Source organism: Arenibacter algicola (assembly GCF_018860365.1).
Taxonomy (GTDB): domain Bacteria; phylum Bacteroidota; class Bacteroidia; order Flavobacteriales; family Flavobacteriaceae; genus Arenibacter; species Arenibacter algicola_B.
The window spans coordinates 1-14,642 of record NZ_JAHKPO010000027.1 but is presented as its reverse complement, the minus strand read 5'-3'; the positions used below and the strand labels follow the sequence as shown (position 1 = coordinate 14,642).

Annotated in this window: 12 protein-coding genes; 11 read left to right on the top strand and 1 reads right to left on the bottom strand. The window is 38.2% G+C overall.

Annotated features, from left to right (window positions below):
• Positions 1-40: 40 nt before the first annotated feature.
• From KO529_RS21135 to KO529_RS21085, 11 genes are all read left to right on the top strand, one after another.
• Entirely contained in the window at positions 41-919 is an 879-nt protein-coding gene (locus tag KO529_RS21135; protein ID WP_215949850.1) for a DUF4412 domain-containing protein, read from the top strand.
• 31 nt (positions 920-950) lie between these two features.
• Positions 951-1,748, top strand: coding sequence for a hypothetical protein (locus tag KO529_RS21130; RefSeq protein WP_215949849.1), 798 nt, complete (start codon positions 951-953; stop codon positions 1,746-1,748).
• 233 nt (positions 1,749-1,981) lie between these two features.
• A complete protein-coding gene (locus KO529_RS21125) occupies positions 1,982-2,602 on the top strand; it encodes a hypothetical protein (RefSeq protein WP_215949848.1) in 621 nt (206 codons plus the stop codon).
• Positions 2,599-3,468 carry a hypothetical protein gene (locus tag KO529_RS21120; RefSeq protein WP_215949847.1) on the top strand — a complete coding sequence of 290 codons (870 nt, stop codon included), beginning with the start codon at positions 2,599-2,601 and terminating at the stop codon, positions 3,466-3,468. Before KO529_RS21125 ends, KO529_RS21120 begins: the two co-directional genes overlap by 4 nt.
• Before the next feature lie 127 nt (positions 3,469-3,595).
• Complete coding sequence (locus KO529_RS21115) at positions 3,596-4,558, top strand: hypothetical protein (RefSeq protein WP_215949846.1); 963 nt, start codon at positions 3,596-3,598, stop codon at positions 4,556-4,558.
• 486 nt (positions 4,559-5,044) lie between these two features.
• Positions 5,045-5,638, top strand: coding sequence for a YceI family protein (locus KO529_RS21110; RefSeq protein ID WP_252734501.1), 594 nt, complete (start codon positions 5,045-5,047; stop codon positions 5,636-5,638).
• Positions 5,639-6,146: 508 nt separating this feature from the next.
• Positions 6,147-9,899, top strand: coding sequence for an efflux RND transporter permease subunit (locus tag KO529_RS21105; protein ID WP_215949845.1), 3,753 nt, complete (start codon positions 6,147-6,149; stop codon positions 9,897-9,899).
• Entirely contained in the window at positions 9,896-11,116 is a 1,221-nt protein-coding gene (locus KO529_RS21100; protein ID WP_215949844.1) for a TolC family protein, read from the top strand. Before KO529_RS21105 ends, KO529_RS21100 begins: the two co-directional genes overlap by 4 nt.
• Positions 11,117-11,189: 73 nt before the next feature.
• Complete coding sequence (locus KO529_RS21095; protein WP_215949843.1) at positions 11,190-11,774, top strand: DUF3347 domain-containing protein; 585 nt, start codon at positions 11,190-11,192, stop codon at positions 11,772-11,774.
• Between the two features lie 141 nt (positions 11,775-11,915).
• Positions 11,916-12,395, top strand: a complete 480-nt coding sequence (locus KO529_RS21090; protein ID WP_215949842.1) for a DUF305 domain-containing protein — start codon at positions 11,916-11,918, stop codon at positions 12,393-12,395.
• Positions 12,396-12,413: 18 nt separating this feature from the next.
• Positions 12,414-14,150: an efflux RND transporter periplasmic adaptor subunit gene (locus KO529_RS21085; RefSeq protein WP_215949841.1), complete on the top strand. Its 1,737-nt coding sequence runs from the start codon at positions 12,414-12,416 to the stop codon at positions 14,148-14,150.
• A 109-nt stretch (positions 14,151-14,259) separates the two neighbouring features.
• Here KO529_RS21085 and KO529_RS21080 read toward each other — a convergent pair.
• A partial coding sequence (locus KO529_RS21080) for a hypothetical protein (protein ID WP_215949840.1) occupies positions 14,260-14,642 on the bottom strand: 383 nt, incomplete at its 5' end.

Sequence of the window (14,642 nt, the reverse complement as noted above, 5' to 3'; positions counted from 1 at the left end):
AAGAACAATAAATACAATGAAAACTAAACGTACGCTTATAATGATAACTTGTTTTTTAATAGGAATACATGCTAATGCACAGTTCTTTAAAAAGCTAAAGAAGAAAGCTGAAAATGCTGCAGAAAGGACCATTCTCAACAGAACGGACAAAGAAGTTACCAAAACCACAAATAAGACCATAGATTCTATTACAAAAGGAGGTAATAGTAAGAAGGATAATACCAAAACTATTGGTGAAACTGAAAAAAATACACCTTCCAAAAAAAACACCCAAAAAGAAAAACAGGCTCAGGAAAGTAATATAATGAGCATTTTCGGTGGAAGCTTGGAAGGCATCCCGGATACGTATGAGTTTCAGTATGTCATGGATATGTCCTTAACCACCAAAAAGGATAAGATGGAGATGAAATACTATATACAACCCGATGCCACCTACTTTGGGAATGCCATCGCCGACAAAAGAGCCAATAGCATTATTGTATACGATATGGAAAACCAAGCGATGGTCACTTTTATGGACAATGGTACGCAAAAAATGGCGATGAAAATGCGGATGCCGTTTGATGCCGATGCCCAAAAGGAAATGGCTAAAAGCAACACAAACCAAGAAGACGTAAAAATTACCACTTTAGCCAGTAAGACTATTTTAGGGTTTAACTGCAGTGGATACCAAATTGAACAGGAAGAGGGCATCAGTAAATTTTATATCACCAATGAAGCGCCTGTAAGTTTTGTAGGGGTGTTTTCCAGTGTGGAGCAAATGCCGAAAACGGGTTACAATGCCACTATTCCATTCGATGAAAAATCGATGATTATGGAAATGGAATATATCTCCCACAACCGTAAGCGCGATAATATGCACATGATTTGCACAAAATTGGAAAAAAATCCTATCACAATCAACAAAGCCGATTATTAAGGAGAAATGTAAACCGTTAAACACGCGCATTATGAAAACAACATATCTGCTACTAATCCTTTGCTGGTTTGTATTGCCATCGACACTCTCTGCCCAAATTGGGGGAAGCGTCTTTGAAATAACCAAAAAAGCACGGCAAGAGGCCAAAGGCGAAGCGGATGATGCCGCTGAGAAAGCAAAAGAAGAGTATGCGATTGAAAATATTAATAAGGGGCTAGAGGCATTAGGGCAAAGCCTAAGCGAATCTAGCGAAATGCCAATGGAGATTCGATGTATCAATCTGATGGGTGATCATGCGTTGAATATGTATTTAGTTCAACACAAAATTGAATCTGCAAATAGTTGTAATGCTAAAAAACAACTATTAGAGATGCAGGCATTACAGGTGCTCTCGGCGGGCACTCGAATTTATTGTCCAGAAGAACTTTATAGTGATGTAGTTTATTATGGTACCTCAATTTTAGAATTGTACTTCTCATTGAAATCACAAGATTATATTCCTGGTACACGCGAGTTGGAAGATTCACTAGATAATATCAAAGAAGCGAGTTTAGTCTTTGGAAACCCATATTTTTTAAGTTTAAACATCTTTCTAACATTGGATAAAGATTATAAATCATACGATAAAGAAGGGTTGGACTTAGATGCCCTCTTGTTAGATCTATTGGATTATGAATCATTACCTGAATCGGATGTGGAATGGCAAAATAAAAAAAAAGATCTCTTTACAGATCTCATGAATTATATAACCTATTTTGATTCCCCCATTTTTATGTTAAAAAGATCCAATCAAATTAATTTCATAATCGAGAATCTCCCGTGCAAATAAAAATCAAAAATCATGAAAATAAAAAAACCAAAACTGAGTTATTTCATCCGATCCATGCACCGCTGATGAAAAAGCAAGGCTCAATGCGGAAAATGATCATAGAATAAGGGATTTGAACGAAGACCTAGAAAGTACCTGGAACCGTTGCGAAGAAGTATATGGTCAAGATTAAAATTGAGTAAGTGCCTTAAAAATAAACTTCAAATAATCATTAGTTGTAAAAAAGAAAATATATGAAGACTATAAAGTACAAAATATTGCTAATAGTACTCGCACTATTAAGTAATTCCTGCAAAGAAGAAACAAAAAAAATAGGGAATGAAATTCAGAATACAACCCAAATCATAAAAAATGCGAAAAAAGTAGCCAATGAGGCTAATGGGATGCAGGAGAATATAAAGTTACTACGCAATAAGGAACCGCTTACTAAAGAACAATTTGAATCTTGGTTGCCAAAGACATTAGCCAATATGCCGCTTACATCGTCTATGATCAATATGATTCCCGGAATGGGGTCTTGTGGAGGAACCTATCATGTGGGGAACAAAAGAATACGTGTCATGGTCATTGATGGTGCTGGTGAAAAAGGAGCTGGGGGCGTTGGCCCGTATCGAATGTCGAGCAAAATGGATTACGACACCGAAGATACTTGGGGATCTACTAAAACGGTGCTTATTGATGGTGTGAAAGCAAAAAAGAGCTACTTAAAATCGAGTAATTCGTACGACCTCTCTATGTTTTATGCCGAACGGTTTGCTGTAGACATAAAAACAAATGAAATAGATGAAGCTACATTGGAAAAGATTATCCAAGAACTAAATCTAAATGAACTAAAAAACTTAGGAAAACAATGAAACACTACAGAATACTATTCATCATAGTGGTTTTTATCGGTTGTAACGGTTCGTCAACTTCCAAAATGAAGACTGCAAAGGTTGTGGCCGAAACAATGAAAAACACAAGTTCTTTATCTATTAAGGAAGATAAAGACGTAAATGAAAATATAGAAACCACCAATAACCAAGACGATTGGTATTGGAAAAATACCCTTATGAGCAGTAACAACGTTTTTGCAAATTGGGAACATGGGCCAGTTGATTTGGTTATGGTGTATCGTTATAAAAACAATGAAAGCAAGCCCTTAACCTTAAAAGTGGGGCATATTGATGGCCAAGGTAAGATTATCATAAACTTGCCAGAAACCATACAGACCGAGACAAAATTAGGGAATCTGCAAAACTTGGTATTTTATGATATTCAGGATATATCCAAATTTATCTATACCATACCAGATGCAGGTTATTTTGGAAAAACAAGCATAGCAGTTGAAAAAGGGGGGGATACCATTGGGACTTTAACCTTGGGGAACTCGGTACGTGTCACCTACAACCTTACCAACCAAAGTACCTTGACTATGGGGGATGAAGGCTATCTAATCTCATGGGCTTATTTAGATGAAGCTGCCAGTATGAAAGGGACCGAAAAAACAGAAAATAAGGTGCGTAGAGACGGTACAAACACCATAGAAGCACAAAATACCGTGGTTTATGACCTCGATTTTAAACCTGGTTGGAATTTTGTGAAAACAGAAATTATTGGTAAATATGACCTTGAACACGAACGTGGATTAAATGCTTCCTGGTTTAAAAAGCACGAACATAGCGTAGTTTCAAAAATACCCCAAGATGCTGCCTATTTTTTTAGAAAACTATCTAACTAATAACAACTATAAAGCATACTAAAAAAGCTAAAACATACAATAGTCATTTTTTGAATAGGCATACTTAGTACTTCTTGCGGAAAAGAAACAAAAAAATATAATTAAATTAACCGTTAAAATTTGAAATATGAAAAGTATTGGTAGACCTTTAATTTTATTGATTATTTCAATAGGTGTTTTTATTGGTTGCAAAAATGATAAGAATACGAAATCAGTAATTATTAATCAAGAGAATGAGGCTAAGGTAAAACCAACCAACGTTATAAACATTGTTACACAAGCCATGGAATTTCAGATGGTGGATACCATTCCGTGTGGATGGAATACCTTTAAGTATAAAAACCTCTCAGACGAAATTCATTTTGTTGTCTTTGAAAAATATCCAGAGGGTATCACAATAGACAGTACGAGAGCACAAGTATTTCCTGTGTTTGACAAAGGAATGGACTTGATAAATGAAGGAAAAAATAAAGAAGGCTTTTCCGCTTTTAATTCATTGCCTGCTTGGTTTTTCAATGTTGAATTTACGGGTGGTATAGGTTTGGTTTCTCCTAAAGAAACTGCGGTGTCCACTATAAAATTGGATCCTGGCAGGTATTTGATTGAATGCTATGTTAAAATGAAAAACGGTAAGTTTCATTCTGTTATGGGCATGTATAAAGAAATTATTGTTTCCAATACACCTAATGACCTGTTAGAACCAGAGGCGACTGTAGGTGTAAGTATTTCTAGTGAAAATGGTATCGAGTTTAAACCAGGCATAACATCGGGAAAACAAATATTTAAAATAGCATTTAAAGATCAAAAAGTACATGAGCATTTTTTAGGTCATGATGTACATGTGGTAAAACTTGACGAATCGGCAGATTTAGCCACTTTGAATAATTGGATGAATTGGTCTGCACCTACAGGTTTATTAGGTCACGGGGTGGATGGTGTCACTTTTCTTGGTGGAACTCAAGAAGCACCCGCAGGCGATACAACCTATTTTACTGCTAATTTAAAGCCTGGAAACTATGCATTAATAGCGGAAGTGCCAGACCCATTGTCTAAAGGAATGTTAAAAACGTTTTCTGTGCCTTCAAATTAATACTGTTTAATTGAGGGGTTATATTCTTTTTAGACACTAGTATATTGATGGCAATGTTGTAATTATTATCGAATTTAGAGTCAATAAGGGATAGGTTGCATTAACCAAACTGCGAAAGAATTATTCAACACACTTCAATGGTTAATCCCAAAAGGTAATTCTGGCCAGGCATGGAAACTCAACCCTACAGATCAAGACAGTATATTTTTTTTTAGAAAGGCGTGATTTTTTTGCTAGAGTTAGGTATATTTAGTTAAAGATGCTGTATCGTATAAATTCTTTCAATTTAAATAATCGCTGCAGCATTTAATTGAATGAAATTTTTATCAAAGTAATGATCTACATGTTCATTTATAATGAACAGTACTTCTCCAAAATAAAATCGTAATGTTGGTCGACACACAACAAGCCAGATGAATATGTCCTGGCCATATGTTGGATTTAGATAAGGTGTCGAAAAAACAGTTGAAAGTAAAACTAATCCTAATGAAGAAATTTATGAAAGTTCAAAGTAAAAGGATCTTATGTATATCCAAAAACTTGATCTTCCAAGTATCTACTTTGTTACTGTTCCTGATTAGCAATACCTCATATGCACAGGTATACACCACCACAGAGGGCAAAGCCGATTTCAAGGCGAAAATGCCCCTTAATTCCTATATGGGCAAGTCGGACCGCCTACAAGGATCTATTAATTTCGAAACGGGAAAAGTAGCCTTTAAGGTGCCTGTAAAATCCATAAAGACAGATAAGGATAAACGTGATGAACATATGTACGAGCTGCTTCAAACAGAAAAAAATCCCAATGTAGTTTTTGATGGGAAACTTATAGATGATTTTAACTTTGATAAAAAGGGTAATCAGACAGTACGGGTAAAGGGCGATTTCACCCTAGCCGGAACTACTAGACAAATAACCGTTCCTTTAGATTTAGTACTTGTTTCAGAAGGTGCAATTCAATTAAAAGCTTCTTGGTCATTGTTAATTACCGACTATGGTTTAGAGCGCCCAAGTATAGCATTTATACAAGTTAATGACAAACATGACTTGAGTGTGGATGCTGTACTCAAAGAAAGATAAATCAAAAAAAAGATCTATATCCTCGCCAACAATTCGAGAAATTTAATAAAAACATAATTAATATCTACCGATTCAAATGTTTGCTGTCCTAGATGACCGATATTAAACCCTTGGTTATGGTTTTCCACCTCTGGACTCCTCAGAAAATTTCGTATAAATGCCAATCCCCGCAGAAATACTAGAAAAGATAGGAACTTAAAATCTAGAAAAAATCAACATTAAAGTCAAAATATAATGTGAAAAATAAAGCTGATACAGATTAAGTATCATAATTAAACAGACCAACATTACTGTATCTTCTCTTTTGATTTTAAATACATTGACAATTCAATAACACATAAGCGGTGCAGGTTTTGTACGAGTTATATTTAATTTGATTTTTAGACAGTTCCCGATAACCATCGGGATATAGCCCAACGGTATTTCCGTTATGGGCAACTTTTGTTGCGTTCAATATTCTGTACGCCCATCATTACACAAATGTATAACTGTCTAATTACCAAAATCCATGCTGAACAAAGGCATAAAATTTCTAATAGAAAACAAACTCGTTGCAGTTCTAATGCTTACTCTTTTTGTAGGCTGGGGCATTGTGAACGCACCTTTTAATTGGGATACAGGTTTTTTACCTACAGATCCGGTGGCCGTGGATGCCATTCCAGATATAGGTGAAAATCAGCAAATAGTTTTTACCAAGTGGGAAGGACGTTCCCCACAGGATATAGAGGATCAAATTACTTATCCTCTTACTTCCTCACTTTTAGGTATCCCTGGTGTAAAGACTATCCGTAGCTCCTCCATGTTCGGTTTTTCCAGTATCTACATCATTTTTGAAGAAGATATTGAATTCTATTGGTCACGCAGTCGGATCCTGGAAAAACTAAATTCCTTACCCAGCGGACTGTTGCCCGACAATGTAAATCCAGCCCTAGGTCCCGATGCTACTGGTTTAGGCCAGATCTTTTGGTATACGCTGGAAGGTCGCGATAAAGATGGTAATGTTACAGGCGGATGGGATCTTCAGGAATTGCGAAGTATTCAGGACTATTATGTAAAGTATGCACTTTCTTCTGCTGCAGGAGTTTCAGAAGTCGCCTCCATTGGTGGATATGTTAAGGAATATCAGGTAGATGTAAATCCTGAAATCATGAGGCAGTACAATATAAGCTTGAGCGATATTGTAAAAGCCGTTAAAAAATCCAATCAGGATATAGGTGCCCAAACCTTGGAGATTAATCAAGCCGAATACTTGGTACGTGGCCTAGGCTATGTTGAGTCTATTGAGGATATTGAAAACGCCGTAGTAAGTTCTGAAAATTTTACCTCCCTTCGTATTAAGGATTTGGGGAAGGTACATATGGGACCGGCACCTCGTCGTGGAATATTGGACAAGGAAGGTGCGGAAGTAGTAGGTGGGGTAGTAGTAGCAAGGTATGGCTCAAACCCTCTAGAGGTCATTAACAATGTTAAAAAGCAAATCGAGGAATTGGCTGCAGGATTACCCTCCAAGCAATTGGAGGATGGTAGGACTTCCCAAGTGACCATTGTACCTTTCTACGATAGAACGGAATTGATACATGAAACCTTGGGGACACTTAATGAAGCTTTGACCTTGGAAATTCTCATTACTATCCTGGTCATAATTGTAATGATATTCAATTTACGGGCTTCCATTCTAATCTCCGGTTTATTGCCAGTAGCCGTATTAATGGTTTTTGTTACCATGAAGCTTTTTAATGTAGATGCCAATATTGTTGCCTTATCCGGTATTGCAATAGCAATCGGGACCATTGTGGATGTGGGGGTGATTCTCGCCGAGAATATGATAAGACATTTGGAAGATGAGAAATTGCGCCATAGCGAAAATGGAACCGCCTTTTCCATCAACGAAATTATTTATAATGCCACTTCAGAAGTTTCTAGTGCCATTTTAACCGCTGTACTTACCACTATTATTAGTTTTATACCCGTCTTTACCATGATAGGTGCGGAAGGGAAACTTTTCCGGCCCCTGGCTTTCACCAAAACCATGGCACTTACGGCCTCGCTGATTATAGCACTTTTTTTAATTCCCCCTTTTGCGGCAGTACTCTTTAAGAAAACCAACCTCAAGAGAAATTCCAAATATGTTCTTAATGTTGTCCTAGTTGCACTTGGGTCCACAGCAATTTTTTACGGATATTGGCTGGGACTTATTCTTATAGTTTTTGCTGCCACTGCGTTTTTAGGTATTCAAGGGAAAATTTCGCCTAAAAGGGAAAATTTGATCAATATTATTATATCGGTTGTTGCCATTGTACTCCTTCTTGCCGTTTATTGGAGACCCCTTGGCTTTGATCGAAGCATAATCATGAACCTTATTTTTGTTAGTATTATCTGCTTTGGTTTATTGGGGACTTTCACAATTTTCAGAAACTACTATTCCCGTATACTTCAATGGGCCTTGGCCAATAAATTGCTCTTCCTGATAATTCCTACAACGGTTTTGACCTTGGGATTTATTATCATGAAAAATACGGGCAAGGAATTTATGCCCGCCCTGAACGAAGGGTCATTTTTATTAATGCCTACATCTCTTCCACATGCAGGTGTAGAAGAGAATAAACGTGTACTACAGCAGTTGGACATGGCCGTAGCCAGCATTCCGGAAATTGAAACCGTAGTAGGTAAATCCGGACGCACGGAGTCGGCCTTGGATCCCGCACCGCTTTCCATGTACGAAAATGTAATTCAGTACAAATCGGAGTACATGCGTAATTCGGCCGGGGAGCGACAGCGATATCAAGTAAACGAAGATGGCCTGTTTGTACTAAAAAATGGCAATTTTATTATTAATCCCAATAATGAATTGGACGATGACATACATTATGAAGAGTCCCAACTGCAAACAACGGTGACAAGAGGTGACCTTGTTCCTGACAACAATGGCGAATATTATAGAAACTGGCGACCTAAAATAAATTCGCCAGACGATATCTGGAATGAAATAGTTAGGGTAACAAAACTTCCAGGTGTTACTTCTGCTCCTAAATTGCAACCCATAGAAACACGTTTGGTGATGTTGCAAACGGGTATGCGTGCACCTATGGGAATTAAGGTGAAGGGTCAAGATTTACGGGAAATAGAAGCCTTTGGTCTGGAGTTGGAAAAAATCCTTAAACAGGTGGATGGCGTAAAAGAACAGGCCGTATTTGCAGACCGTATCGTTGGTAAGCCCTATTTATTAATAGATATCGATCGCGATCAACTTGCGCGCTATGGCATATCTATTATGGACGTACAGGAAATTCTGCAGGTAGCAGTTGGTGGAATGCCCTTGACACAGACCGTGGAAGGCAGGGAAAGGTACTCTATAAGGGTACGTTATCCACGGGAATTACGGGAAAATCCATCAGATCTTGAAAATATTTATGTCCCGGTGGAAAAGGGGAGTCCTGTGCCTTTGGGCCAATTGGTAAATATTAGATACGAACAGGGGCCACAGGTCATTAAAAGTGAAGATACCTTCCTGGTTGGGTATGTTTTGTTCGATAAACTTGATGGCTTTGCAGAAGTAAACGTTGTGGAGAATGCACAGGCCATAATCAAGGGAAAAATAGATAGTGGTGAACTAGTGGTGCCCAAGGGAATTAATTATCAATTTACAGGAACCTACGAAAACCAATTGCGAGCGGAAAAAACGCTATCCATAGTAGTTCCGTTGGCATTAATAATCATCTTTTTGATACTGTATTTTCAGTTTAGATCCGTAGCAACCTCCCTAATGGTATTTACGGGAATTACGGTTGCTTTTGCTGGCGGATTCATCATGATATGGCTTTACGGTCAAGACTGGTTTTTAAACTTTAGTTTTTTCGGAGAAAATCTAAGGGATTTGTTCAATATGAAAACCATCAATTTAAGTGTGGCTGTATGGGTAGGATTTATTGCTCTCTTTGGTATAGCTACAGATGATGGGGTAGTCATGGCCACATATCTTACTCAAACTTTTGACCGTGAAAATCCAACGGATAAAAAAGGAATTCGATTAGCGGCATTGGAGGCGGCAGAGAAACGTATTAGACCCTGTTTAATGACAACGGTCACTACTATCCTTGCCCTCTTGCCCGTAATGACCTCTACAGGAAAAGGCAGTGATATTATGATACCCATGGCAATCCCCATTTTCGGTGGAATGGTCATAGATATCACCTCCTATTTTATTGTGCCGGTATTGTACAGCTGGAAAAAGGAATTTCAATTAAAACGAGCAAGCAAATGAAAAATATAACATTCATCATCTATCTTTTAATGGTTTCCACCTGGGCGAAAGCACAGGATCTTCAATCCTATATTAAGGAGGCCCAGGTAAATAATCCACAGATACAGGCCTTTGATCTGAAATACAGCATTGCCCAAGAGAAGGTGAACGAGGTAAATACCCTTCCCAACACCACGGTGAGCGCAGGCTATTTCGTAAGTGAACCAGAAACACGCACAGGAGCACAACGCGCACGGTTTTCGGTATCACAGATGTTGCCCTGGTTTGGAACCATAACGGCGCGGCAAAATTATGCTGTGTCCATGTCCAATGTGGATTATATTGAAATAGCTATAGCCAAACGCAAATTGGCGCTTGCTGTAGCCCAATCTTATTACCAATTGTATGCCATTGAGGCTAAGCAAAAGGTACTGGACCAGAACATACAATTACTGAAGACCTATGAGCGATTGGCATTGACTTCAGTTGAAGTAGGTAAGGCCTCGGCCGTTGATGTTTTGAAATTACAAATACGGCAAAATGAAATGCGTCAACAAAGGGCAATTTTGGATCAGGATTATTTGGCCGAAAAAACTAATTTCAACAATCTTTTAAATAGAAAGGAGACCATGTCTATTGATGTTGTTCCTGAAATGACCCTTCCCTTGGAAGACCCTATTTACTTGGGGAATGGATTGGAACTTAATCCTGAAATCCTGAAGTATGATGAAATGTTTGAATCCATAGTTCAATCAGAATTGCTCAATAAAAAGGATGGGGCTCCCAATATTGGTTTTGGACTGGATTACATTCCCATTCAGGAAAGACCGGACATGAGTTTTGACGACAATGGGAAAGATATTGTGATGCCTATGCTTACTTTCTCGATCCCTATTTTCAACAATCGTATTAAATCTGTTTCCAAACAAAACGAAATGCGCCTAAAAGAAACCGAATTGCAAAAAAACGAGCGATTTAATCTGCTTCAATCAGCATTGGCCAAGGCAGAGTCTGGTCGTAATGAAGCGCGTATAAAATATAATACCCAACGGATCAATCTAAAACAGGCCAAGAATGCGGAAGAAATCCTAATGAAAAATTATGAGACGGTTACCATTGATTTTAATGATGTACTGGACATTCAGGAATTGCAACTGAAATTCCAGATAAACGAAATAGAGGCCGTTAAAGCCTATTTTGGGCAAATGGCCCTAATAAACTATCTAACGAATCAATAAAAATTTTATATCAATCAATTGATTATCAATTACTAAATTAATTTTAATACAGAAACTTTTAAAACCAAAACCTATGAAAAGAAATGTAAATATTACCCTAACAATTGCAGCGATTTCAATAATATCCCTTTCTTCCTGTAAGGACGAAAACAAAAAAGAATCGACCGCACCAATAAGTAATGAAATAAACCAAGAGACTGCAACTGCCCAGGGTAATACAGAGAATATTGCGCAGGATGAAAAAGCAATTGCTGTGGTAAATGGATATTTATCGCTCAAGGATGCACTGGTAGCAGATGATACGGACGCAGCAGTCAATACAAGCAAAAAGTTGCTTGTCGCATTGGAAAATTTTGATATCACCGCCTATTCCGATACGGAGCAATCAGAATTACAGGACATCATTGAAGAGGCCATGGAACATGCAGAACAAATTGCAGAAAGCCCTATAGATCTTCAACGCGAGCATTTCAAAGTTTTGAGCAAGGACGTTACGGAAATGGTAGCCATCACTGGAACCAATACAAAATTGTACGAGCAGTTCTGTCCAATGTACGATAAGGGTACGGCTTGGCTGAGTACCAGTAAAGAGATTAAGAATCCATATTATGGTAGTAAAATGTTGGCTTGTGGAAAAGTACAGAAAGAGATAAACTAGATGAAAGTAGGAAAAATATATTGATTCTTTCACCGGCCAATTCGGCACATGGGATTAATTCTGTATTTAGTAGATTCTGATTTGGTATCCATTCCCATACAAAAAAGGAGAATTTAATTATTAATCTTAAAATCTAAAACAATGGAAAATAAAGACAAAAATGGTAAGAACCAATACACAAAATTTGTTTTAATGTTGGCCGCATCATTTGTAGCCATGTACATTACAATGTATTTAAACTCCTACCAAATGGATCATGTATATTTTAGTCTTACACGGTTCTATATGAGTTGTTTGGGCATTTCTGCAATGGCGATAATTATGTTTGTTGCAATGCGCAGTATGTACAGGAATAATAAGAAAAACATAGCCATTGTACTGGGGAGCATAGTGCTTTTTACCACTGCACTGACTTTGGTAAGAGCACAAGCCCCTATAATAGGAGATGTACTTTGGATGAAAGCGATGATACCTCATCACTCGATAGCAATTTTGACCAGTGAGCGGGCCGACATTAAAGATCCAGAGGTCAAAAAATTGGCAGAAGATATTATTAAAGCCCAAAAAAAAGAGATTGAAGAAATGAAGGCAATGATAAACAGATTGGAAAACAATAAATAATACCCTGAAATAAATATCATGAATAAGAACGTTTTATACATTGGAATAGCCGTGATTGCTGGTTTATTTGCCGGGTACCTCATTTTTGGAGGATCAACAAAAACATCCACTACAAATACAGTGAATTCCAATATTTCGGAAGACCACAATCACTCAGGAGAATCCGTAGCCCAAATGTGGACCTGTTCCATGCACCCACAGATTCTGCAACCGGAACCAGGGGACTGTCCTATTTGTGGTATGGATCTGATACCTGCGGAAACAAGTGCTGATGGACTTGCCTTGAACGAAATAAAAATGACCAAGAATGCTATGGCCTTGGCCAACGTTCAAACGATAAAAGTCGGCACTACTACTTCTGATAGCGAAAATATTATTTCCATATCAGGAAAAATAAAAATGAACGAGGAATCCAATGCCATTCAGGCCAGTTATTTTGATGGTAGGATAGAACGTCTTAATATCGACTATGTTGGACAAGAGGTGAAAAAAGGTCAACTGTTGGCTACCATATATGCGCCCAATCTTGTTACAGCGCAGCAGGAATTGATTACTGCTGCATCCTTAAAGGAAACACAGCAAGAATTATATAAAGCTGTACGCAATAAGTTGCAACTTTGGAAGCTTACGGAAAGGCAAATCAATAGCATTGAGGATACAGGAAAAGTACTTGAAAACTTCCCAATTTATGCAACCGTTTCGGGTACGGTTTCTGAGAAACTGGCTTCGGAAGGAGACTATGTTAAACAAGGGCTGCCTATTTTAAAGGTAAGTAACTTAAATTCGGTTTGGGCCGAATTCGACGTTTACGAGAATCAAATAGCACAATTCAAGGTAGGTCAAAAAATTAAAATAATTTCCAATGCCTATCCCAACAAAGTGTTTGATGCAAGTGTTTCCTTTATAGACCCTGTTCTAAATACAAGAACCAGAACGGTTGCCATTCGCGCCGTATTGCAGAATGATGACCGATTGTTCAAACCTGGAATGTTCGTATCTGGGAAAATTGAAAGTTTCACAACCAGTCCATCTGGGCAATTAAGCATTCCTGCTACTGCCGTTATGTGGACAGGGGAACGTTCATTGGTATATATTAAGACCAATCCCAACGAACCTGTATTTAAAATGAGGGAAATTACCCTTGGCAATAGAAATGGAGATGCTTTCACGGTTGTTTCCGGGTTGGAAAATGGCGATGAAATCGTAACCAACGGAACCTTTACAGTAGATGCAGCTGCACAGTTACAAGGTAAAAAATCCATGATGAACAAGGACAAGATGACAACTGAGCCAGAAGCGCCTGTTATGAAAATAACATTGCCCCAAGCATTTCAGATAAGTTTTAAGGATGCAATTGATCATTATATTGATATGAAGAATGCCTTTGTTGAAGGCAATTCCGAGCAAGTTTCTGCTTTAGCGAAATCGACTTCCCAAAAACTAAAATCGATAACTAAAGATGGATTGGGCAAAATGGAAAAAGCTCACCTAACGAAGAGTATTGAAATGCTGGATGCCATTGGGGATAATCCCGACTTGGAGAACCAACGTTCCCTCTTCGTTATATTAAATGAAAATTTTGTGCCTTTGGCCAAAAATACAAAAGGGTTATCAGAGAAGTTATATGTACAAAAGTGTCCAATGGCCGATAACAATAAGGGGGCATTTTGGCTTAGCAATCAAAAGGAAATTCGGAATCCGTACTATGGAGAGCAAATGATGAGCTGTGGAAGTATAATAGATTCGGTCCAGTAAAGTTGGCGTACACTTTTGAATAATCTACTGTCACCTATAAAAACAAAGCCCCGTAAACATTAATCAACGGGGTGTTTCAACGGAGAAAGAGACATTCACATCAATGGATTCACTGCGTGCATCCCATAAGGCAATCCCGGGCAAGCATGGAAACCATAACAAGCTCGCGCTTGTTGGTCTTTTGTTTCCTTCCAACAAATGGATTCACTGCGTTCATCCCAATTAGGCAATCCCTGGCAAGCATACAAACCATAACAAGCTCGCGCTTGTTGGTCTTTTGTTTCCTTCCAATAAATGGATTCACTGCGTGCATCCCAATTAGACCATCCCGGGCAAGCATGGAAACCATAACAAGCTCGCGCTTGTTGGTCTTTTGTTTCCTTCCAATAAATGGATTCACTGCGTGCATCCCATAAGGCAATCCCGGGCAAGCATGGAAACCATAACAAGCTCGCGCTTGTTGGTTTTTTGTTTGGATCAATCCCAAAAGTT

Excerpts from the sequence above, each read along its gene's own strand:
- KO529_RS21135 (WP_215949850.1), top strand. The coding sequence starts at position 41 with ATGATAACTTGTTTTTTAATAGGAATACATGCTAATGCACAGTTCTTT.
- KO529_RS21105 (WP_215949845.1), top strand. The coding sequence starts at position 6,147 with ATGCTGAACAAAGGCATAAAATTTCTAATAGAAAACAAACTCGTTGCA.
- KO529_RS21095 (WP_215949843.1), top strand. The coding sequence starts at position 11,190 with ATGAAAAGAAATGTAAATATTACCCTAACAATTGCAGCGATTTCAATA.
- KO529_RS21130 (WP_215949849.1), top strand. The coding sequence starts at position 951 with ATGAAAACAACATATCTGCTACTAATCCTTTGCTGGTTTGTATTGCCA.
- KO529_RS21115 (WP_215949846.1), top strand. The coding sequence starts at position 3,596 with ATGAAAAGTATTGGTAGACCTTTAATTTTATTGATTATTTCAATAGGT.
- KO529_RS21085 (WP_215949841.1), top strand. The coding sequence starts at position 12,414 with ATGAATAAGAACGTTTTATACATTGGAATAGCCGTGATTGCTGGTTTA.
- KO529_RS21100 (WP_215949844.1), top strand. The coding sequence starts at position 9,896 with ATGAAAAATATAACATTCATCATCTATCTTTTAATGGTTTCCACCTGG.
- KO529_RS21090 (WP_215949842.1), top strand. The coding sequence starts at position 11,916 with ATGGAAAATAAAGACAAAAATGGTAAGAACCAATACACAAAATTTGTT.
- KO529_RS21125 (WP_215949848.1), top strand. The coding sequence starts at position 1,982 with ATGAAGACTATAAAGTACAAAATATTGCTAATAGTACTCGCACTATTA.
- KO529_RS21110 (WP_252734501.1), top strand. The coding sequence starts at position 5,045 with ATGAAGAAATTTATGAAAGTTCAAAGTAAAAGGATCTTATGTATATCC.
- KO529_RS21120 (WP_215949847.1), top strand. The coding sequence starts at position 2,599 with ATGAAACACTACAGAATACTATTCATCATAGTGGTTTTTATCGGTTGT.